The 21,158-nt window shown below is 43.6% G+C and carries 20 protein-coding genes; 12 read left to right on the top strand and 8 right to left on the bottom strand.

Annotated features, from left to right (window positions below; all coding sequences use genetic code 11):
- The first annotated feature begins 132 nt into the window (after window positions 1-132).
- From AB4Z50_RS19585 to AB4Z50_RS19575, 3 genes are all read left to right on the top strand, one after another.
- The gene (locus AB4Z50_RS19585; protein ID WP_441881197.1) at window positions 133-1,851 is read left to right on the top strand and encodes an extracellular solute-binding protein; all 1,719 of its coding nucleotides are present in this window, start codon (window positions 133-135) and stop codon (window positions 1,849-1,851) included.
- 89 nt (window positions 1,852-1,940) lie between these two features.
- Window positions 1,941-2,831 carry an ABC transporter permease gene (locus tag AB4Z50_RS19580; protein ID WP_076270718.1) on the top strand — a complete coding sequence of 297 codons (891 nt, stop codon included), beginning with the start codon at window positions 1,941-1,943 and terminating at the stop codon, window positions 2,829-2,831.
- 14 nt (window positions 2,832-2,845) lie between these two features.
- Window positions 2,846-3,733, top strand: a complete 888-nt coding sequence (locus tag AB4Z50_RS19575; RefSeq protein WP_076270717.1) for a carbohydrate ABC transporter permease — start codon at window positions 2,846-2,848, stop codon at window positions 3,731-3,733.
- Between the two features lie 182 nt (window positions 3,734-3,915).
- Here AB4Z50_RS19575 and AB4Z50_RS19570 read toward each other — a convergent pair whose 3' ends face one another.
- From AB4Z50_RS19570 to AB4Z50_RS19560, 3 genes are all read right to left on the bottom strand, one after another.
- Window positions 3,916-4,614, bottom strand: a complete 699-nt coding sequence (locus AB4Z50_RS19570) for a DUF998 domain-containing protein (protein ID WP_441881196.1) — start codon at window positions 4,612-4,614, stop codon at window positions 3,916-3,918.
- Window positions 4,611-5,927: an alpha/beta fold hydrolase gene (locus AB4Z50_RS19565; RefSeq protein ID WP_441881195.1), complete on the bottom strand. Its 1,317-nt coding sequence runs from the start codon at window positions 5,925-5,927 to the stop codon at window positions 4,611-4,613. Before AB4Z50_RS19565 ends, AB4Z50_RS19570 begins: the two co-directional genes overlap by 4 nt.
- Before the next feature lie 108 nt (window positions 5,928-6,035).
- Window positions 6,036-6,368 carry an ArsR/SmtB family transcription factor gene (locus AB4Z50_RS19560; protein WP_441881194.1) on the bottom strand — a complete coding sequence of 111 codons (333 nt, stop codon included), beginning with the start codon at window positions 6,366-6,368 and terminating at the stop codon, window positions 6,036-6,038.
- Window positions 6,369-6,774: 406 nt separating this feature from the next.
- Between AB4Z50_RS19560 and AB4Z50_RS19555 the strand changes: the two genes are divergently transcribed.
- The 9 genes from AB4Z50_RS19555 (at window position 6,775) to AB4Z50_RS19515 (ending at window position 16,144) form a co-directional block, all read left to right on the top strand.
- Complete coding sequence (locus AB4Z50_RS19555) at window positions 6,775-7,230, top strand: hypothetical protein (protein ID WP_441881193.1); 456 nt, start codon at window positions 6,775-6,777, stop codon at window positions 7,228-7,230.
- A gap of 50 nt (window positions 7,231-7,280) precedes the next feature.
- On the top strand, window positions 7,281-8,654 hold the full coding sequence (locus tag AB4Z50_RS19550; RefSeq protein ID WP_441881192.1) for a hypothetical protein: 1,374 nt from the start codon (window positions 7,281-7,283) through the stop codon (window positions 8,652-8,654).
- A gap of 208 nt (window positions 8,655-8,862) precedes the next feature.
- Window positions 8,863-9,300 carry a WapI family immunity protein gene (locus AB4Z50_RS19545; protein WP_441881191.1) on the top strand — a complete coding sequence of 146 codons (438 nt, stop codon included), beginning with the start codon at window positions 8,863-8,865 and terminating at the stop codon, window positions 9,298-9,300.
- A 140-nt stretch (window positions 9,301-9,440) separates the two neighbouring features.
- Entirely contained in the window at window positions 9,441-9,815 is a 375-nt protein-coding gene (locus AB4Z50_RS19540; RefSeq protein WP_441881190.1) for a DUF3221 domain-containing protein, read from the top strand.
- 489 nt (window positions 9,816-10,304) lie between these two features.
- Window positions 10,305-11,243: a GNAT family N-acetyltransferase gene (locus AB4Z50_RS19535; RefSeq protein ID WP_441881189.1), complete on the top strand. Its 939-nt coding sequence runs from the start codon at window positions 10,305-10,307 to the stop codon at window positions 11,241-11,243.
- Window positions 11,244-11,352: 109 nt separating this feature from the next.
- On the top strand, window positions 11,353-12,000 hold the full coding sequence (locus tag AB4Z50_RS19530) for a 2OG-Fe(II) oxygenase (protein ID WP_339206093.1): 648 nt from the start codon (window positions 11,353-11,355) through the stop codon (window positions 11,998-12,000).
- Window positions 12,001-12,533: 533 nt separating this feature from the next.
- Window positions 12,534-13,301 (top strand): hypothetical protein, encoded by a 768-nt coding sequence (locus tag AB4Z50_RS19525; protein ID WP_441881188.1) that lies wholly within the window; start codon window positions 12,534-12,536, stop codon window positions 13,299-13,301.
- Entirely contained in the window at window positions 13,291-14,979 is a 1,689-nt protein-coding gene (locus AB4Z50_RS19520; protein ID WP_441881187.1) for a VWA domain-containing protein, read from the top strand. The genes AB4Z50_RS19525 and AB4Z50_RS19520 overlap by 11 nt, the downstream gene beginning before the upstream one ends.
- 25 nt (window positions 14,980-15,004) lie before the next feature.
- Window positions 15,005-16,144 carry a toxic anion resistance protein gene (locus AB4Z50_RS19515; protein WP_441881186.1) on the top strand — a complete coding sequence of 380 codons (1,140 nt, stop codon included), beginning with the start codon at window positions 15,005-15,007 and terminating at the stop codon, window positions 16,142-16,144.
- A 132-nt stretch (window positions 16,145-16,276) separates the two neighbouring features.
- Here the strand turns inward: AB4Z50_RS19515 and AB4Z50_RS19510 are convergent, their stop codons facing one another.
- From AB4Z50_RS19510 to AB4Z50_RS19490, 5 genes are all read right to left on the bottom strand, one after another.
- Window positions 16,277-16,975 (bottom strand): MgtC/SapB family protein, encoded by a 699-nt coding sequence (locus AB4Z50_RS19510; RefSeq protein ID WP_076270708.1) that lies wholly within the window; start codon window positions 16,973-16,975, stop codon window positions 16,277-16,279.
- A gap of 5 nt (window positions 16,976-16,980) precedes the next feature.
- On the bottom strand, window positions 16,981-17,778 hold the full coding sequence (locus AB4Z50_RS19505) for a histidinol-phosphatase (protein ID WP_441881185.1): 798 nt from the start codon (window positions 17,776-17,778) through the stop codon (window positions 16,981-16,983).
- A 40-nt stretch (window positions 17,779-17,818) separates the two neighbouring features.
- Window positions 17,819-18,676, bottom strand: a complete 858-nt coding sequence (locus AB4Z50_RS19500; protein ID WP_441881184.1) for a carbohydrate ABC transporter permease — start codon at window positions 18,674-18,676, stop codon at window positions 17,819-17,821.
- Window positions 18,677-18,692: 16 nt separating this feature from the next.
- Entirely contained in the window at window positions 18,693-19,592 is a 900-nt protein-coding gene (locus tag AB4Z50_RS19495; protein WP_076270705.1) for a carbohydrate ABC transporter permease, read from the bottom strand.
- A 79-nt stretch (window positions 19,593-19,671) separates the two neighbouring features.
- On the bottom strand, window positions 19,672-21,051 hold the full coding sequence (locus AB4Z50_RS19490; protein ID WP_441881183.1) for an ABC transporter substrate-binding protein: 1,380 nt from the start codon (window positions 21,049-21,051) through the stop codon (window positions 19,672-19,674).
- Window positions 21,052-21,158 lie beyond the last annotated feature (107 nt).

The raw sequence follows: 21,158 nt of genomic DNA, 5'->3' as shown, positions 1-21,158 counted from the left end.
GTATCTGGCGCAAAACACGGCACATCTGTCTGACTTTTTTTCCTAACTTCCAATGTACAATGAGAAGGCAAGAAACTAAGCAGTTGCTTACGAAGTAAGAATTGCTTGGCCATTCTTTTGAGGAGGGATTAGATGAAAAAGAATATGGCATTGATGCTTTCCGTCGTATTACTTGCTCTAAGTTTGACAGCATGCTCTTCTTCCAACAATTCATCGAATAATTTGAAAGCGTCTTCAAATCCAGACTCAAACACAGCAAGCCCAGCACTATCGGGAGATGACCTGGCCTTCTCCAAATTTCCGAACCCTGTTGATGTCCACATCGGCATGGTGGTGGATCCGACAGACAAAACGCTGCCGGAAGGCGACAGTGTAAGCAACAACCAGTACACGCGCTACCTAAAGGAAAAGTACAACATCAACGTGATTGTGGATTGGACTGCGGCCACCGGCAACGATTTTAAGCAGAAGGTCAGCTTGACGATCGCATCAGGCAAACTGCCAGACGGTATGGTCGTTGACGACCGCTCCTTCATGACCAAAGCGGCGAGCTCGGGACTGTTGTATGATATCACCGACATCTTCCAGCAATATCAGTCTTCACAGGTTAAGGATATTATGGCAAGCACTGATGGCCGTGCATTGGAAAATGCCAGCTACAAGGGCAAGATGGTTTCGCTCCCGAACATTACGGTGGATACCGACGGCGTTCATGTCTTATGGATTCGCAAGGACTGGCTTGATAAGCTGCAGCTGCCGGTGCCGAAGACGGTATCCGATGTCGAAAAAACGGCGAAAGCGTTTGTTGATAGCAAGCTTGGCGGGGACAAAATGATTGGTATTGCCGGTCCTTCCAAAAATACGTTCCCTTATTCTACCTTCCTCGTCTCCTCTAACAATATGGGAGGATTCGATCCGATTTTTGGCGCGATGGATGCGTATCCGGGTTACTGGCTTGACAATGGTGACGGATCGGTAACATACGGAACGACGACGGACAATACGAAAAAAACGTTGGCTTTGCTGGCTGACTGGTACAAAAAAGGGCTTATTGATCCTGAAGTAGGTACCCGTGACAACGTAGGGGATCCGATTAATGCCAATCAGGCGGGGATTTTCTTCGGTCCATGGTGGAATGGCGGCTATGGCAACGGGGACTCCTTCAAAAACGATCCGACGGCTAACTGGCAGGCCTATCCGGTCTATTCTGACGATAACAAATGGAATGTGCATATGAAAACGACGGGCAGCACCTACACTGTTATTAGCAAAAATGCCAAACCGGATGTCGTCAAAGCCATTATGATCATGAATAATGCGCTTGTACGTGATGAAGCGACCTTTGATTTGTCGGTTAATGTAGCTTGGTATCCGCTTCGCAACGTTATGGCCGCGGCCAATGAGACGGAATATGAGTATGCAGAGCTTCTGAAAGTACTGAAAGGCGAGACCAATCCAGAGGATTATAATAAGCCGAACAGCTTGTACAAGCTGATGTATGCGGATGCGAAAAAGGTAAAAGACGTCATTAAGCCTCCGTACGACGATCTAAATGTCAGCAACTTCAGTACAGCTAACTTCGGAGACTTCCAGCGCTTGTACTCCATCATGATTGGTGATCGTCCGTTCACAACAATTCCAATTGATAAAAAGGTCTTTAGCGTTACCTATAACCAAACTTCAACAATGGAAACGAAATGGGCTAACCTGAAGAAGATGGAGGATGAGACCGTTATGAAAATCATCCTTGGCCAAGCGTCCATCGACTCTTTCGATAAATTCGTGAAGGACTGGAAGTCTCAAGGCGGAGATGAGATCACAGCGGAAGTCGCCGAGCTCTTGAAGAAGTAACCGAGCATACTCTTGCAGAAGGCGCTGGCGGTTTTAAGTGCCTTTTGCAAGCTTTGTTATCCTGATAGGGAGACGGGAGGCTAGCCTTAGTGAGAAAATTAGGCCATCAGAAACACTATTATTTGATGCTGTTGCCGGGTATGGTCTGGCTTGTGATGTTCAGTATTGTGCCTATGTTTGGAATTCTGATGGCCTTTCAGGATTTCAATCCGGGAGCGGGGCTGCTTAAATCCGAGTGGGTGGGGCTCGAAAACTTCAAGTATATGTTTCAGCTTAATGACAGCAAGACGGTTATTGTTAATACCTTTATCATCGCAATCGGCAAAATCGTGCTTAATCTGCTCATTCCGCTCATCTTTGCCATATTGCTGAACGAGCTTCGCAGCATGCGCTACAAAAAGCTGGTGCAGACTGTCGTTTACCTGCCGCACTTTCTATCGTGGGTGATTATGTCAACGATTGTAATCGGAATTTTTGGCTATTATGGCGTTGTTAATACGGTTTTTGGAATGTTCGGCTTCGATCCTAAACTATTTATGGCGGATGCGGGGATATTCCGGCAGCTCATCATCGGTACTGATGTGTGGAAGGAATTTGGCTTTAACGCAATTATATATCTTGCTGCGTTAACGGGCATTAATCTCAATCTATATGAGGCGGCCGCCATTGACGGTGCCAATCGCTGGCAGTTGATTAGGCACGTCACGCTGCCTGCACTGTCAACCACGGTTGTCTTGCTGGGCGTCTTAAGTCTAGGCAACGTGCTGAACGCCGGATTCGATCAAGTGTATAACCTTTATAACCCGCTTGTGTATTCAACTGGAGATATTTTGGATACATGGGTGTACCGACTGGGCTTGCAAAATCTTCAATTCTCGCTCGCGACGGCGGCAGGTTTGTTCAAGTCGGTCATTAGCTTTGTGCTGATATTCATATCCTATCGTCTGGCGTATCGCTATGCCGATTACACGGTATTCTGAGGGAGGGCGCTGCATTGGTCAGAAATACAACGTTAGGCTCACGGACGTTTGAAATTGCCAATATCGTCGTCCTCGGCCTTTTGCTTATTAGCTGTATTTACCCGCTTTGGTACACCTTCTGTGTATCGATTTCCGAAAAATCCGCTGCTAATGCAGGCTTGGTTACGCTTTATCCCATTGGCTTCTCCTTGACGCCGTATAAGGAAATTATTAATGACGCCCTCTTCTTTAACGCGTTCTGGATTTCCATTCAGCGCACCGTGCTCGGTACAGGTTTTGCCTTGCTGATGACGGTATTAATGGCTTACCCACTGGCAAGGCCTAAGAGGGATTTTAAAATGCGCAATACCTTTATGTGGATTCTTGTCTTTTGCATGCTGTTTAACGGGGGCTTGATTCCGTGGTATCTCACTATTCAAAACTATCATTTGATCGATTCGATTTGGGCGTTAGTACTTGGCGGAGGAGTGCCGGTATTCGACGTGATCCTGATTATGAACTTCTTCCGCAATTTGCCGAAGGAGCTGAATGAGGCGGCGGTAGTCGACGGTGCTGGTCCTTGGTCAGTGCTGTTTCGGGTATATATTCCATGCTCCTTTCCTGTACTTGCTGCAGTAGCGTTGTTCCTTAGCGTTTATCATTGGAACGAGTTTTTTAACGGGTTAGTGCTAATGAACACTGCGGCTAAATATCCGCTTCAAACCTATATCCAGCAGCTGGTCGTAAACATTCCAGTTGGCACCAATCTGACTCCTGAACAATATAAGAAGCTGTCCGAGCTGTCTAATCGAACGCTAAATGCGGCCAAGGTTTTTATAGCTATGGTACCAATGCTGATCGTATATCCTTTCCTGCAAAAGTACTTTGTTTCCGGTATTATGCTGGGCGCGGTAAAAGAGTAAGGCTGTGCCTGTGAGGAGGACGTGCCACTGGTCATTCCACTCATCAAACAGTTTTAGCAGCACACTTCGGCGAATTATGGCTTTGCACAGTCATGGCTCGCCACCATTACCATGAAAAAATCCGACCTCGTGAGGTCGGATTTTTTGATTTTTCTGTTCATGCTAGTAGGGTAAATCTGTTATTATAAGCTCTGCTTGCGCAGCTTGAGCACGTGAAACCCGACGACCAAAAGCCACCCAAGGTAGGATACGATTAAGATTCGTCCGAATAAACCTGCAAGTACGTCAGGAGTGAACTGTCCATCTTGCGGAATTTGAATTATAAATAGCGCCATTAAAACAAACATAATTCCGCTGGTGGTTAACAGTCGTCCGCGAATGGGTCTCCAAGCTTCATTGCGTGCCAATGCAAAGCTGATCAAGAGGGCGGCGACAGGCGAATAGTCGAGCGTGGCGCCGATGGCATGCATTTTACCGCTGAATGTTGCAGCATCCGGACTCACCGATATGGGGTCGGTCATAAAAATGCCTGCTATAAAGATACCTGAGACACTTAGTCCAAGGATAACGAGCCCGATATACCCCAAGACGCTACGAATTTGTGAGAAGATTGCAATTCCGGCGCTTATAAGACTTGCAGCGAGCAATATAAATGCAAAATGCATCATCCAGCCGAAGTTACCTAATGCATACTCGCTGATAAAACGCCAAGTCGGATCGAATTCAGGCTCTAAGAGGTGTAGGCAACCCAAGATCAAGATGAAGAGTGATCCAGAGACGATAGACAATCGTGCGGCATTAGATGATATCGCGGATATAGGTTTTGCAATGAATAGTGGTTTAGCTGATATCGTATTCTCTAATGGCAATAATCTCGTCATTTTTCTTCTCGGACGATGTCATAATCGACAATCGTCTTCACTAGAATGCTCGGAGCCATCACGACTGCCGAATGATCCTGTCCGGGCAGCGTTTGGGATTCAACAAAAGGCAGCAGTTCGGTAAGTGCTTTGGCTGACTCGTGAAAGAGCGGTTCGCTGTTCTCGCCTGTCATAATTAACGTAGGAACATTTACTTTCCATCGGTTGGTTGGAAGCGGTTTGCCAGATTGCGTGTCGCCCATAATCATGCCATCATAGGCGATTGTGTGAGACATGCTTTCCATCGCCTGCCAAGAAGGATCGGCTTTCATGTAGCCAATATATTCTTCTGGAATACCGAGAGCCTCCGACATGAAGTATTCGACCGCTTCGCTGCGTCTGCCTGCTTGGTTTAGCGTGTTCAAATGGTGAACATATTCTGTAGGCAAGGGTTTACGGCTGTCATTAATAATGAACGGTGGTTCGTAAAGATACAGCTTCGACACCTGGTCTCCTAATCGACTCGCTGCTTCAAGGGCTAACACAGCGCCGGACGAGCTTCCAAACAGGCAAGCATTGCCGCCGGCCTTATGGATTAGAGCCTCAATATCCTCGACTTCGCGTTGGACGGAATAAGGCGAGACATCAGAGCTTTGACCGCGACCACGGCGATCATAGTTGTAAACGGTGTAATGAGTTGCAAGCAGCTGGGCAAGCTGGGCTGCATCGCTATGGTCGGCAACAGCCGATGATATTAGGATAACGGCAGGTCCATTTCCTAGCTTTTCATATGCGATCTTTGTTCCATCCTTTGAAGTAACTGTATCCATAATTCCTCCCGTCGACGTTTCTAAGTATTCTTCAAGTCGGTCAAATGCATCATTGAAGCCTTCAATCATACCCATTGCTTCGGCATTTTCCAATTCCTCGGCACTTGCGAATCGTGTGACAATACTAAGCTTTGTGCCATTTATTGTTTCCTCGAATTGAACAGTCGTTAGCATCTCGCTGTTCTCTACGACATTCCAGTCTTTGTCGGTAAACGAGTCGGTATATACTAGTGTAAAGGGTTCAGTAACCTCTTGATAAACAGCTTTGCAGAAAGCCTCTTCCCCGATAATGTCATCTAATTTGAGACTATAACGCCAAATACCGCCGGGTCTTACATCCATTTCAAAGACGGTGGTTGTCCATAATTTAGGACCCCACCAACGCGTAATATGTTCCGGTTTTGTCCAACCCTCCCAAGCAAGCTTGGGAGGCAATGCTAATATCCGTTCGATGGTAAGCTCACGAAGTTCCCGGTTTTTATGGATTTTTGTTTTTGATCGCATCTTCATTCATCCTTTTTAGATCATTTTCTAGTGCGTCAAATCGATTATTCCAAATGGTTTGGTGATTTCGAACATTGCTGCGATAACGCTTGAGATAAAAGGCTAGCATTAATCCTCCTTTTTTTTGTAGTCGAGCATATAATCCTCAAAATGATCGAGACGCTCTTCCCAAAGGATACTAAATGAGTCAAACCACGCATCCAGATCCTGAAAGGGCTTTGCTTCGAGGCTATATATTCGCTGTTGTGCCTTGTTGCGGGAGCGCACCAACCCAGCCTCGCTCAAAATACGTAGATGGCGAGATACTTGCGGTTGACCGATATTGAGCGCTTGGACGATCTCACTCACCGATCGTGGTGCTTTTTTTAATAACTCAACAATGTTAAAGCGGTTCGGCTCGGCGAGTGTAAGTAATGTTAATTGCATAGTGTTTGTGTTCATGCATTAAATATATACTTAAGTGTATATACGTGTCAACGTATATAATAAATTTAAAAACTCATGCATGGGTTGGTAAGTCGTAATACATGTCGAATAATTCAATCTACCGTTACACTATTGGAGATTTATATTGGAGGAGATAGCATCTTAATTGGAAGGATATTGAAGTCGCCAAAGCGAATTATTTAACGTTGCATGTTTTGAATCAGGGCTTAAAAACAAGGTATATACTCGTGGCTGGTGATATGAGTTTGCACCGCCTATCCCATCTGCGATTTAAAATAGGAGGTCGTTTGAACTAACGGATAGGTTAGCGGAGCAAATCGTAGTGCATTATTTTGTGGAAATTGTTTAAAGTGAGGTGTCTAAACAATGGAACTGGTAAATAAAAATTGAAGTCGTAACGATGAAGAGTGAGTATTGTAAAGTTGAACATCATACTATCGTCATTGATGGTACTCCTCTGGATTTATTACTTCACAATTACTATCCTTCAAATAACCTTCTAGGCATGATCCCAACAATTATTGAATGGGTCTACGATTTGAAAGAGAAAGAATGTATTAAAGAAAGGTTCAATTCGGTAAGCAAAGAGGTTGTTTTGCCAGTACTAATGTGCCCAGATGATTGCGATTTAACGTGTACAGTAATTGTTGCAAATGTAATTAAAGCGGATGGGCACATTATCTGGAAGAAACTTGGTATTGATATGAGTACAAGGGAAGATATGCTTCTGGGATGCGAAGGAATTGGTTCAAAAGTTAATTGGCTTGATGAGATCCCTATTATGACTTTTGAAGAAGCGTATATAGCTCTCATCTCAGAAAAATTTACGATTAAGCTAACAGGCAGAATAATCTAACTATCTGACGAAAATATAGAAAAAGAGATCGTTTCTAAGGGGATTAGTATGTGCGAACAGAAGAAATGACGGTCAAGAAACTAGTATTAGTGGTAGTTGTCCTTAACATAATCGTGGGCATACTGAGTGGATGTGGCGATAGACCCAATCCCCCTGAGAAAATACAGAAGGCAGGAAAGCAAGTGGATATTTACGTTGATGGGAATGAAATTCTTATTACTAACAAACCTTTTATAGAGGGACGAAGATTGTATCTTCCTCTTGATTCGGTACTTACTGCCATGGGTTGGACTTATAATCACGAAAAAGATGGATCATTAGCTATCTCTTACAAAACATTAAATGGAAGTGGTACGACCTATATGCATGATGAGTGGGAAGATACGCTTCGACTAGTTGATGGGCATATTTATATTCACTCGAAACGATTAAGTGGTTTAACAGATTCAGAAATCGTTTTTAATGCTGGGATAGGTAAAGTTATGATTACAACATCTCCAAACCCTGGCGAGGTCACAGATGAAGACAGGGAGGAATTGCTCGCATGGCAAGCGAAGCAAGAAACTGTAGCAGAGAATACAATGAGTGCAGAAGAAAGTGAGCAGATCAATTACGGAAAATATTCTGATCTGGATATATTCAGCGACCTGTACTCCTTAGATAAGGAACTTGAAGAAGAAGGACTGTCGTTATGGGACGAGCTCGGCTTTTACGGCGGTTATTACCAAAGCGAGTATGGGAATACTCCTTGGGATATCATTTCGTTTGGCTGGACGGGTGGAGATGGCGAACACTACGGCTTCTTAACGGAATTCGGATCTGTCCCGGATTTAAATAATGCCCCTATCGTAAGAGTTTCCCCAATGGATGGGGATGAAGCTGGGGAAGTCATCGCAAACAATATCAGGGAGTTTTTGAGCGTAATTGCTATTGACAGTACTTTTATATATATGTCGTTTGAAAGTGATGAGGCCTACCAAAACTACTTACAAGAGGAAGAGGAAGCGCAATATGAATGGGCACCAACCGAGGAAGATCAAGCAAATCGCCGTAAGGTCATGTCCAGACTGGTAGATGCGCTAAACCTACCAAAAATCGATCATCCATATACATACCTTGATCGAGTGAAAGCAGCGAGGGAAAAACGAATCGTTGTCGCTACTCCTGATGGACTAGGGGTAACCAATGTACATCCTGGGGATGAAGGTCGGCAACACGAAACACTTCTGGTGGATGATGATTTGGAAGCTGAAGAATTGCAGGGTTATTTAAAGCGGGCTACCTATGCTGGCAAACTAGCATTGATACGTACATTTAACGCAAAGGGCTTTCATAGCGAGGAAGTCGAAAAAGTAATGGTAGAAGAAATGACCAGACTGGGACTAACCGATGAGATTGCCAGAATGAACGCATCAGCTTGGTAGATGTTAAAGATAAAATGTTAAGAGAAAGAACTTAGCCTTTAAATGATTTTTTTATTACGAGGATGGGTAAAGTTAGTTGAATAGAACATATTAATGAGCAGGCGCTGCGGAACCTGCTCTCATTTTATATGAAGCTTACTAGCAGGCTAATTGAAATAACTGAAATAAGTTACTACGAAATGGGTTGATTCTGATATACCAATTTGTAATGAGAGGTAAACAGGGTTGTTTCATACAAATCTCTTTAGATGAAGTATTCGGGTTTCCGAATATGACAAGCCCTTTTGGTGGTTATGATGTAAGGGGAATCGCAGAAATTAAGAGCGGAAACTATTACGTAAAGGGTGAGTTATGGTTTACAACTGGTGAAACATATGAGTTCTACAATCAGTTGGTTAAATGTTGGGCGGAGTTAAAGGGATTGGCAACATTTTGTTCTACTGAAGCAAACCTAGAGCTCAAAGTTAAATTTATTAATAGAAGGCAAATCTCAATAGTAGGTTATTTCAAGGAATTTGCACATCAAGATAATGAGATGAAATTTGAAATCGAAAGCGAGCAAAGTTTTTTCGGAGAGACGGTCGAAGGACTAGAAGAAATAGTGAATCATCATGGTGGTTTAAAAGGGATACAACATGAATGTTGAACCGAGTGGCAATAGTGATTAAGTATGAAATATGATGACGTATTGATAAATCAGCGGAAACAAAAGCTTGAAATTGTATTCGTTCGTAACATTTCACTTGCATTTTCGTCTAAAGGTTATACTGAATAGGGGTGAAAATGTTGAAAAAGTTAGTATTAGGAGTAGCCTTAGCAATTTTCGTATGTGTATTTGCTGGTTGCAGTTCCTCGTCAGACGACAAAAAGGGGAATTACATTATTGCAAAGGAAGAGCAAAAAATCTTAGTAGCGAAGGACATCTCTTGGAAAGATGCAGAAAGTATGGACTTTGAAACATTTAAAAAGAATGATATTGAATTAATAAATTATATTGTTGAGGATACTCTGCTCTACAACGAGCTGGCGATAGGTGAATCAGTTAATGTAACTCCCAAAACGAATGATAATGGTGAATATGTTGTAATGCAATCTTATCCCCCACAAATTATAGCTGGTAAAATAGAAAGGCAGAACACTAGGCAGATTATAGGTCATTAAGTTTTTGCTATCTGTAGGATAAAATACAGGTAGAAATCTTTTATAATTATTTAGTAAATTGAAAATAGGCATTCTCGTTGGTAATATAGGCAAATAAGCATGCGATAGGAGTGAATGGTGTCGTGATTATTGTTGTTCTTAATCAGTTGAAAAAATAACTGAATATATGAGGTTTGGCTTAATTGGAGGTGATCGCAGTTATGATCTGCATACCTGCTATTTGGCTGAACTCGTACATTAAGAACAATAGCAATATCATACGCCCTTACTCTAACGCGACTTATGTGCGCGGTAATTGTATTCTTATATCAGGTATAATGAAATTCATTCCTGTGAATAGGGATCGCTTAGGAGATTAGAGGCTGCAGATGAAGCTATGTTCATCTGTGGTCTTTTTGTCGTTCTCGGATGTCTTGTGGAGAGGTATCAAACGGCAGTAATTCGTGTTTTCATTCTATTATTTTGAGAATTTACAAGGAGGTATGGAGTATGCAATTAAACAATTGGTCTATGGATACCATTAGTTATGATTTATCGAAGGAATATTCTATTCGGAAGGCGGAGCCAGAAGAATGGGGATTGTATTGTTCTGTATATTATAATATGCAATATAATGGTTTTTTTAGAGAAGAAAGCTATGCAGCATCGCGAAGAAATTCATTTTGGATTTATAAGGGAGAGAATAAAATCGGTGGTGTAAGAATGGCGCCCAACGTAATCTACCATTTGTTTTTTATTCCTCCTTTTAATGATGCATTCAAGATATTGAAGCTGCTTAAAAAAATAGTAATGCATTGGTCTGACAGAACGCAGCCAATTAAGACTTTTGAGGTTCTTCCAGATCAAGTTCAATTATTTGCGAGGGCAGGCTTCTGGGCGGATGAATTCAGATGCCGTTGGATGCAGCGTCCTACAGATCATTTCGAAGTGATCTGGGATGATAATCTAATTATTAAAAGTCCCCAAATTGAAGAAAACGAGATGGGAGCTAAGCGATTCATCAATGAAGATGACATTGCTCATTGTGACTATGAAAGCTTTAAAGGCGGATTTGAAGCAGTAAGGAGAAAAAAGTTTTCTTTAGAAGATTTTATTCCAAATGAAGATCCTAATTATTCGAATGACATATTAGTTCAGGCTTCAACACTAATCTATGATAAGAACTCTGGTCAGCTCATTGCCAATTGTCGTCTTTGTCTACAAGATAACATGGCAGCAGTATATAGTATCGGTGTAATACCTGCTCATAGAGGAAGAGGGCTGGCTACACTTATGCTGCAAAGAGCGCTGAGTATGCTGAAAAATAAATATTCAATTCTACGATTGTATGTGATGGAAGGTAATGATGCAGAATCTGTTTATTTTAATCTCGGGTTCGTGCCCGGAGTACAGGAGATACAAAATATGTATATACCTGCGCAACCATAGCGGGGTGACCGTTTGATTGTTTCGATTTTTCTGATTTTTTAAAGTAAATACTTGAAATGTATGGTATGGTATTTTGTGGTGAATGTCATACCATAGGGGCTGTGTAAGAATGATAGGGGATACGACGGAAAAAGAGCGGACAATATTTGATCATGCTGGAAATACAATTAAGACAGAAGATCGAGAGATTCGTATTCTTGCCAAGTATGAGGAGCCATTGGTTGTCGTACTAGGAAATGTGCTTAGCGATGAGGAATGCGATGAGCTAATTAGACATTCTAGGGAACAATTGCAGCGTTCAAAAATAAGTGGAGATCGTGCAGAGAACCAAATTAGAACGAGCAGTGGAGTATTTTGTGAGGAGAATGAGACGATTACAAAAATCGAAAAAAGATTCTCTCAAATTATGAATATTCCCATTGAGCATGGCGACGGCTTGCAAGTTTTGCTATATACCCCTGGCCAAGAGTATCAGCCACATTATGATTTTTTCGCAGAAACAAATCGAGCAAGTGCTAACAATCGAATTAGTACGCTTATAATGTATTTGAATGATGTGGAGGAAGGCGGAGAAACGGCGTTCCCTCTGCTTAATATTTCAGTTTTTCCTAACAAAGGCATGGCTGTTTACTTTGAATATTTTTATAACAATAATGAAATAAATGATTTCACCTTGCATGCAGGTACACCGGTGATTAAAGGTGAAAAGTGGGTCGCGACGATGTGGATGAGAAGACAGGCGCTGCGCATTTCATAAAGAGTGATTTGGAAGCAATGAATATAAGGAATCATACTACTCACAGCAATCAAATCATTGCGCTGAGGCGAATTGTCGTTGTACTTTGGCGCAGTTCGCTTCCACAATGTGAAACCCCGACCATAAGAGGTCGGGGTTTTTGCTTTTTCACTTATTAAGCAGCCATTTTAATTTTTAATGAATAGGTTGATTACATCACTTAATACCCTCGTAAGTCACTTTAAACAGGTATTACAGCTTCAGCTTTCTAATGCCTCTAGGCAGCAGATCATTGTGGGTTCGGGCAAAAAGAATTTAACTTTTCCCTACTTATAAATCCAATAAAAAAGAGACCCTCAGGGGTCTCTTTTTTCCATTTATAAATTCAAACGGATAAATTAGTAAGATTTAGGAGCTTGTTCGGTTATTCTCTGATAAAATTAAGCATAAGGAGTGTAATATCTACATTTTAACGATATAGCTGTGTTGATAATAATGCTTCTTAAAAAGTTGAATTGGAGTAAGTTACTGTAATAGCAGGGGAAGTGTGAACGTTGGATAACGGGAGATTTTTGAAGCTGTTTGGGCTTATTGGCGGTGTTGCGATCCTGAATATTGTCGTGTTGTCACCTGGGCTTCTAGGTGTGGAAATAGGAGGTGAAAGTGTACTTGAAACGGCTTCAGGCGTAACGTTATTGGTTGTAAGCCTTCTTGTTATGTTATATGGGAGTTATAGTTTTCTTTTTAAACCGCCAGTTGCGCTGCCTGTAAAAAACATTTCAACGCGTGAGGATTATATCGCAGCGCTTCAACCGTATCGACATGCAAAAGATCTTAAAAATGATATGGCACTTGCTTTGGATCAGCTGGAACGCATAGATAAGAAGAAGAACGCCTTGACCGAGGTTCTTAGTCAGCGATTTGATCAGACGGAATTAAGCTATAAGAAGTTCGATTCAGTTATTTATGAGGTTGAGAAGCTGTTCTATCTTAATATTAGAGGTATTCTCAATAAGCTTAGTGTATTCAATGCCTCTGGATACGCCAACTTTACAGGCCAACAACAACCCGCGGGGCTATCTAACAAGCTAGTACAGGAAAAAACAAATTTATACAAGGAGTACTTATCCTACGTGACGGGTTATCTTCGTGCAAATGAGGAAATTTTGCTTAAGCTAGATAAATTATTATTGGAAATATCGCTGTTAAACAGTACCGACTATAGAGATGTTGAGGAAATGTCATGTATGAAGGAAATCGATATATTAATCAAGCAGACTAAATTATATAAGCATGGAGAGGGAGACGGATATGGCAGGTAAGGGGAAAGCTTTTGTAGTGATAGGAGCTATTGCAGTGTCTGTTTTTTTGCTTGTTTATTTGGGCATTAGCTTAACTTCAAATTTAGGTAAAACAAAGACGCAGATCACGACGGAAGATGCAGCAAAGAAGCTTGATAAATTATATAAAGATGTGTCTGTGAAAACGATAGAGCCAATCAAGGGTCAAATCGATCTAGATCCCGCATCAATTGGTGATTCCTTACCTGATATTTCGAAGTTTCCGGTTTCAGTAACGAATACTACCGACAGCTTTGTAGAGATTTTCTCTTCCACAGAGAAATCAGGAACGGGTGTTGATGGCTGGTTAAACGAGGTGGCTGAGGAATTCAATAAATCCAATACGACGCTAAATGGAAAGCCGGTTTCGGTCATGATCCGTAATATTGCTTCGGGAACTGCTACCGATTATATCAGGTCAGGCAAATATATACCGGATGCATTTACTCCTTCCAACGAGCTGTGGGGAGAAATGGTGAAAGCAGATGGCATCCAAGCTGAGCTGGTCTCTAAGCGTCTTGTTGGCAATGTTACTGGCATTGTAGCAACGAAGGCGAAATATGATGAGCTGGTCGATAAATACGGTTCTCTGAATTTAAAAACAGTAACCGACGCTATCGCGGATAATGAGCTGGCTATGGGGTATACAGATCCATTTGCCAGTTCTACAGGGCTAAACTTTCTGGTGACTGCCCTCGGAACCTTTGACAGCTCCAATCTGCTTGGGGAGAAAGCAGTTCAAGGCTTTGAGAAGTTCCAGGCAAATGTACCTTTTATTGCTTCTACCACGCTGCAAATGCGTGAGGCAGCCAAGACAGGTATGCTTGATGCTTTTGTTCTTGAGTATCAAACCTTTGTGAACGCAACAGATTTCAAAGCGGGTTATGTGTTCACCCCTTTCGGTGTCAGGCATGACAGCCCGCTTTATGCTTTAGGTGATTTGCCAAAGGATAAGCTCGACATTATTCAGAAGTTTGCCGATTTTGTGGAACAAGAAAAATATCAGAAATTAGCAGAGCAAAAGGGTTTTAATGGCCTCAATGACTATAAGTCTGAGCTTGAAGCGGTGGATGGCAGTATTCTGTCTGCTGCCCAGAAGCTGTGGAAGGAAAAGAAGAACGGGAGTAAACCGATTGCAGCTGTGTTTGTAGCAGACGTATCAGGGAGTATGGCCGGTGAGCCATTAAACCGATTGAAGGAATCGCTGCTGAAAGGACAAAAGTTTTTGGGACGGGACAACAGTATTGGATTCGTTTCTTACTCCAGTGATGTGGCCATTAATCTTCCTATAGGGAAGTATGACACGAATCAGCAGTCGATGTTCGTTGGGGCCATAGACAGCCTTCAAGCCAGTGGAGGAACAGCTACTTTTGACGGTATTGTGGTGGCAATGAAAATGCTTCAGGATGAGATGGCCTTAAATCCGGATGTGAAGCCGCTAATCTTTGTGCTCAGCGACGGGGAAACGAATGAAGGGCATTCGCTTAAAGATATTAGAGGACTGATTGAGACGTACAAAATCCCGATCTACACGATAGGTTACAATGCGAACATCAAGGCGCTTCAAAGTATTTCGAGCATCAATGAGGCGGCCAGCATTAACGCAGATACAGAGGATGTTGTTTATAAAATCAGCAATTTGCTCAACGTTCAAATGTAAGGATTATCAATGAGGAGGGGCTTCAATGTCATTTTCTATGGAAGTGATTAGTGAGGAAAAACTGAAATCAGCAATGGAGGAGCAGGTTAAGCCCGAGCCAGAGGAATTAACGCAGCTGAAGGAGCTGGCTTTAAATAATGTTTCTACGATTTTGGCATTGGATATCGAGTCATTGGAGAAACGGAGGGCGGTCTTGCAATCCATCGATAGCTTCGGGATGAGCTCCATGCGGTCATCCTCGGAGAAAAATGCTCTTTTGCAGGTTTCTGTAGGGAACTTATCAAAAACAGGGGATGAAGGCGGGCAAGTAGCCAAGGGCTTGGCGGAGCTGCATCTTCAGTTAAAAGATCTAGATCCCAGCGTCATAGATTTTGCCAAAAGCGGCGTTTTAGGCATGTTGTTTAACCCTTTGCGTCGTTATTTTGTAAAGTACCAGAAAGCAGATGCTGTCATTTCGGACATTATAATATCTTTGGATAAGGGAAAAACGGTATTGAAAAATGACAATACAACCTTGGAAATTGAGCAGCATGCTCTCAGAGAGCTCACTAAAAAGCTTCAAAAGGAAATCCAACTGGGTGTGTTAATGGACTCGGAAATTGAATCGCAGATCGAAGCAGCTAAACTGCGTCAAGAATCTGAAGACAAAATCCTGTTCATCACAGAGGAAGTTTTGTTTCCTTTGCGCCAGCGTCTCATGGATTTGCAGCAAATGATGGTCGTTAATCAACAGGGGATTATGGCAATTGAAGTTGTGATGAGAAATAATAAGGAGCTCATGAGAGGGGTAGACAGAGCGAGGAACGTTACCGTTTCTGCCCTGAAAATTTCAGTCACAGTAGCCAGCGCACTCTACAATCAAAGGATTGTACTAAAAAAGATTGAGCTTCTCAATCAAACCACGGACACTCTCATCAGCGGCACTTCAAAAATGCTGAAAGATCAAGGTGCAGCGATCCATAAGCAATCACTTGAAACAAATATTTCAGTCGACACAATGAAACAGGCTTTTGTTGATGTGCTGTCGGCGTTAGATTCAATTAGCACTTATAAGCAGGAGGCGCTTCCTCGTATGCGTGAAACCATTAGTCAGTTCAGAGAACTGGCGAATGAGGGAGAGAGCAGAATTTTGCGGCTGGAGAAGGGGCAAAAGTTAGGCTTGTAGATTGCTCGATGGGAAGGGGCGACGCCCCTCTAATTAAAAAAGTTGATATACTAGTAAATGCATCAATTAATTTGCAAATACGTACAAACACCCCCGGCGATAACCGCCGGGGGTGTTTAGCTGCTTATTATTCTATTCAAAACTGACAGCAACGACTCCGCCGATTTGTTTCATTTCGGCTACGATTTCCTTCGGCTCCATGGTTCTTGGAACGACGATATCAAGCTTTACTTCCCAGCATAGCGGCATATCAAGTGATGGACGTATCCGCTGCAGCATCATTTTTTGCGTCATAATCGAGCGGCTGGCAAGCCTCTGGGTGACGATGTCCAGCAGTTCCTCTTCTGTCTCCGCCTGAATGGTAAGCTTTCTAACCTTCTTGCTCTTCAGAAAACGGTGCTCCACTTTATTGAAAACCCATAATGTGATGAACACAAGAATCGTTCCTGCCGCTGCGCTGAAATAAAAGCCCGCACCGATCTGCAGCCCAATGGCTGCGACGACCCATAAGGAAGCGGCTGTTGTCAGTCCCGTAATAGACTTGCCTGTGAATAGAATCGTGCCGGCTCCGAGAAAGCCGACGCCGGTAATGACAGCCGTTGCTAGCCGCGCCGGGTCAATCCGTACGTTGGGCTCTCCCGCAAATTCAGCGAAGCCGTAAATGGACAGCAGCATGATCATCGAAGAGCCGAGGCAAACCAGAATATGCGTGCGGAGCCCAGCCGGATGATTTTGCTGCTCCCGTTCGAAGCCGATGAGACCGCCAAGAAATACGGCTAGAGACAACCGGATTAGGATGGTGGCATGGTCAATAACCCACGGGTTATCCAAGGCGATCACCGACTAATTGGAACCATCAACCGTTCGCGTTTGCGGAATATGGCCCATTCTCGATACCCAATTTCATATAAATGGCTGCCGATGGCCGAGAAATGCTCGCCTACACGTTCGGGCTGGTGCGCATCGGAGCCGAAGGTCACCTTAACCCCATAATGGAGCGCGCGTTCTAGGAAATAGCCATCCGGCACCCAATTGTTGTCGGAAGAATTGATTTCGATGACGACGTCGCTAGCAGCGATTGCTTTCAACGTGACGTCGGCAGCTTCTGTGCGGAGCTCTGGATAACCGTAGAAGTAGCGGTTCAATGAATCGACATGACCTAAAATATCATATAATCCACACTTGGCGGACTGAGCGATATAATCATAAAATAAATTTTTCACTTCCAATTTACGTGCTGCAGTCAAGCCTTCCCAATACTCTGAATCGTATATGCCGATACCGGCGAATTCATGCACAGAGCCAATAACATAATCAAAAGGATAAGAAGCGATAACCGAGCGGTATAAATCCAGATGTTCCGGTAAAAAATCAGCTTCGATGCCGAGCAGCACCTCTATTTTTTCTTCATAGTCTTTCTTTAGCTCCAAGACCTCTTTAATATAAGCTGGAAACTCGCTTTTTGCCATGCTGCCAGTTAAGGAAGGACGATCTTCAGCAATTGCGAAAAATGGCGTATGATCCGAGATGCCGATAATATCTAATCCCTGTGTTATTGCTGCTTCGATATATTCCTTGACCGAACCAACTGCGTGTCCGCAGCGTTCATGATGCGTATGATAGTCAAACTTCATGTAGTACCTCCGATGAATGCGTGATGAATACTAGATACATTTAGCCTTTAGAGCCGGATACAACGATTCCTTGAATGAAATACTTTTGAGCAAAAAAGAAAATGAACAGCAGCGGCAAAATCGCGACCAGCGAAGCTGCCATCAACAGATGCCACGGTGTTGCCCCGTATGCAGCTGTAAAGTTAGCGAGCCCGAGTGAAATCGGGTATTTCGTCATATCGTTCAAGTAAATGAGCGGTCCGAATAGATCATTCCATCTCGATATCAGCTCCAAAATAGCCGCAGTTGCAAACGCAGGCATGGAGAGGGGAATCAGGATGCGGAAATACATCGTGAAATGGCTTCCTCCGTCGATTTTGACGGCTTCATCCAATTCTTTGGTAATGCCCAAATAAAATTGGCGCATTAGAAAAATGGTGAAAGAGCTTGCTGTAAAAGCTGGAATCACGAGCGGCAGATACGTGCCTGTCCAGTGCAGCTTTGTAAACAGTAAATATTGCGGAATCAAGGTGACTTGGGACGGAATCATCATCGTACTGAGGACAAGCCCGAATAAAAGCATACTTCCGCGCGCCCGCAATCTCGCAAAAGCGAATGCGGCCATCGACGAGGAGAATACGACTGCACCTACCGTCACGGCTGAGTACCACACCGAGTTCCATAGGAAACGAGCCATAGGGGCATCGATGAAAATCTGCTTAAAGTTGATCCACTGCAAATGGGCTGGAAACCACGTCATCGGAACGCGATGAATTTCGCCGATGGTCTTAAGCGAAGTGGAGAGCATCCAAAACAGCGGAAATGCGAACAATAGAACGCCTCCGTATAGAAGGAGGTAGATGATTGTTTTGTCCATCAGACGCAGATCACCGTGATTGTACGATTTTTTTCGCTTCATAATAAAGGAACCTCCTTTACTTCGAGTCATATTCATAGTGGACGAATTTTTTGGAGCCCCACAGCGATACGAGAGTCAGCGCGAAAATAAGCAGGAATAATATCCATGCCTGAGCGGAGGCATACCCCATCCGGAACTGCTTGAATGCAGTATCAAATAAATAATACACATAGAAATAGGAGTTCCAGTCCGGCCCTCCCTTCGTGATAACGTAGGCTTCCGTAAAGATTTGCAGCGATCCGATCATGCTAATGATGGTATTAAATAAAATGACAGGTGAAATAAGCGGAATCGTAATTTTACGGAACTTCGCGAAACCGCTCGCCCCTTCCATAGATGCGGCTTCAAACAGATCTGCCGGCAGCGATTGCAGCGCGGCAAGAAAGATCACCATCGTGCTGCCTGATGCCGTCAATTGCATGAGTACCATGGATGGAACGACCGTACCCGGGCTCGTAAACCAACCTGGTCCTTGAATGCCGAACCAATCATAAAGGACTGAGTTCACGACACCGAACTGCGGATTAAGCAGCCATGACCACAAAAAGGAGACGGCTACACCAGATATGATGCTTGGTGCGTAATATAGCGTGCGTAGGAGCGATTGCCCCTTGATTTTTTGATTAAGCAGAACGGCAACAATCAAAGATGTCAGTATCGTAAACGGTACGGCCATAACGCTGTAATAGAGAGTCACGGACAATGACTTGTAAAACAGCCGGTCTCCGAACAGCGTGCTGTAATTGCTTGTTCCTGCGAATGTCGGGGACGAGATGACATTGTAATCAGTGAAGCTGAGCAGCAGCGAGACGAGAATCGGTCCCCCGGTGAAGCATATAAAACCGATAAACCAAGGGGCTATGAAAAACCAAAACGACCGTTCCTCGCGCTTCATGGCCAGCGAAAGCTTTCTCATGGGCTACCTCCGTTGGGCCGGCGGATGCCTTCTAATGAAGGGCATCCGCTCGGCTGAAATTTACTTAAAGCTCTGGCTGCTATTGATTCAAATTCAACGATAGGAGGTTATCATTCAACACTTTCAAACCGTCGGCTATGCTCTTCTTGCCTCCCCATACCAGATAGAGCGATTGGTTCATCGTTTCTAGAACCGTATTGAATTTGACGATCAAATGGTTTTCAGCTTCCCGGCCATACTTGATCGAGCCTTCGTGAACCTGCTTGAATGCCTCAGGGTCCATGCCGATTTCTGCACCCATTTTGTCATACCAAAGCTTGAATAGGCTCGCGTCTGCCGGCGTTCTCCCTACTTCATTCATGTAACGGTAGGCGCCGCCGCCTTCAGCTGGATTAGCTAAATGCCGGACGAATTCCCAAGCCTCGTCGGGATGCTTGCTTGTTGCTGAGATGCTCCAAGGGTCAACATAAAGGGTAACCTTGCGTCCATCATGATAGGGAACAGCCGCAACGCCCCATTTGAAATCCGCTTGCTTGTAAGAGCCGAGTCCCCAGCCGCCGGAGATGTACATTCCGACTTTGCCGGTAAGGAAAGGATCGCCCAGCTGCGCGGATGCGGCTACTGTCTCTGCGTCCGGCGCTACTTTGTATTTATTGATCAAATCCACATTGAACTGCAGCGCTTCGACGTTAATCGGTTTCATTAGATCAGGCTCACCCATTACGCCAGATGTATAAGCTTCGGGCTTGAATAGATCTCCTCCGAATAGCCATGTCATTGCATTTGCGCTTAATGCGCTGGAGAAACCAAAAACCTGCTTGCGAGCGTCACCTACGTCATGAGACAACTTTTGTGCGGTTTCGAGCATCGCATCGAAATTCCAAGACTTATCATCCCAGTCGGTCGTCGGGTAAGAAAGGCCAGCAGCATCAAATAAGTCCTTGTTGTAATAAAGATAAGTAGCGTTGCTTACGAGCGGAACGCCGTAATTTTTGCCGTTGATTTTATAAATATCGAGCAGGTTAGGGTCCATTGTATCGAGCTCGGGAGCCCCTTTCTCAATATAAGGAGTAAGGTCCTTCAATGCGCCCATCTTCATATAAGTAGCAAATCCGCTATCCGCCTGATTAGGATTCCAAACATCTGGCGCATTGCCGCTGGCAATCAAGGTAGTCAGCTTTTGATCGAATTGATCGTACGGGATATTCTCAAGCCGCACTTTAACATTCGGATGGCTTTCTTCGAAGGTCGAGACCATTGCGTCCTGCCATGCCTTTTTGTCTGGGTCTGCTGCCATTACCCAAACGATCTCAACCTTATCCTTGCCGTTGTTCTTTACCCCTCCGTTGCTGTTATTTTTTGACCCGGCTTCACCGCCGCAAGCAGACAACGTGGTAGAAAGGGAAAACAAAAGAAGTGCACTCATCACTAAACGATTTTTCGTTATTAGATTTTTCATGACAACCCCCGTATTCGTTTTTTTGAACCCACATTTACAAAATGTTAATAAAACTAACTCGAATTATTGATATTTCATTCCAAAAGCATGTTCTACTATGCATCACC

The sequence above is a fragment of the Paenibacillus sp. 2TAB26 genome, from assembly GCF_052115145.1.
Lineage (GTDB): Bacteria > Bacillota > Bacilli > Paenibacillales > Paenibacillaceae > Pristimantibacillus.
This window is presented reverse-complemented; position numbering and strand designations above follow the sequence as displayed.

Coding starts and splice junctions, on each gene's coding strand:
- AB4Z50_RS19585 (WP_441881197.1), top strand. CDS start 133: ATGAAAAAGAATATGGCATTGATGCTTTCCGTCGTATTACTTGCTCTA.
- AB4Z50_RS19570 (WP_441881196.1), bottom strand. CDS start 4,614: ATGACGAGATTATTGCCATTAGAGAATACGATATCAGCTAAACCACTA.
- AB4Z50_RS19565 (WP_441881195.1), bottom strand. CDS start 5,927: ATGCGATCAAAAACAAAAATCCATAAAAACCGGGAACTTCGTGAGCTT.
- AB4Z50_RS19560 (WP_441881194.1), bottom strand. CDS start 6,368: ATGAACACAAACACTATGCAATTAACATTACTTACACTCGCCGAGCCG.
- AB4Z50_RS19555 (WP_441881193.1), top strand. CDS start 6,775: ATGAAGAGTGAGTATTGTAAAGTTGAACATCATACTATCGTCATTGAT.
- AB4Z50_RS19545 (WP_441881191.1), top strand. CDS start 8,863: ATGAGAGGTAAACAGGGTTGTTTCATACAAATCTCTTTAGATGAAGTA.
- AB4Z50_RS19535 (WP_441881189.1), top strand. CDS start 10,305: ATGCAATTAAACAATTGGTCTATGGATACCATTAGTTATGATTTATCG.
- AB4Z50_RS19530 (WP_339206093.1), top strand. CDS start 11,353: ATGATAGGGGATACGACGGAAAAAGAGCGGACAATATTTGATCATGCT.
- AB4Z50_RS19520 (WP_441881187.1), top strand. CDS start 13,291: ATGGCAGGTAAGGGGAAAGCTTTTGTAGTGATAGGAGCTATTGCAGTG.
- AB4Z50_RS19515 (WP_441881186.1), top strand. CDS start 15,005: ATGTCATTTTCTATGGAAGTGATTAGTGAGGAAAAACTGAAATCAGCA.
- AB4Z50_RS19505 (WP_441881185.1), bottom strand. CDS start 17,778: ATGAAGTTTGACTATCATACGCATCATGAACGCTGCGGACACGCAGTT.
- AB4Z50_RS19500 (WP_441881184.1), bottom strand. CDS start 18,676: ATGAAGCGAAAAAAATCGTACAATCACGGTGATCTGCGTCTGATGGAC.
- AB4Z50_RS19495 (WP_076270705.1), bottom strand. CDS start 19,592: ATGAGAAAGCTTTCGCTGGCCATGAAGCGCGAGGAACGGTCGTTTTGG.
- AB4Z50_RS19490 (WP_441881183.1), bottom strand. CDS start 21,051: ATGAAAAATCTAATAACGAAAAATCGTTTAGTGATGAGTGCACTTCTT.